We start from the raw sequence: 281 nt of genomic DNA on the forward strand, positions 1-281 counted from the left end.
TCTGTTAACTGTCGGTTTGTCGTGGCAGACAGACTCTGGCGGGCTGACTCGGGACTGTTGCCCCCCGTACCACCCTGAGTAATACCTAAAGGCGTTGTTAACCCGCTGAGGCTGGTGATGTCATTGTTAGCACCTTTTTTGGCGTAATCATCAAGAGCCGTCTTATCTGCCTTTTCATCCAGGTCCGTTTTATCTGCTTTGTTGCTGACACTATTGACCAGTTTTTTCGCTGATGGCCCCGTTGTCTGGCTGGTATCTGGAAGCGTAATTGTGACATCACC

Annotated in this window: 1 pseudogene; it reads right to left on the bottom strand. The window is 50.2% G+C overall.

The window, feature by feature from the left end:
• Window positions 1-281 (bottom strand): annotated as a pseudogene (locus OGX95_RS00765) (phage tail fiber protein); the annotation flags it as partial.

Source organism: Citrobacter sp. Cu233 (assembly GCF_030332225.1).
Lineage (GTDB): Bacteria > Pseudomonadota > Gammaproteobacteria > Enterobacterales > Enterobacteriaceae > Citrobacter.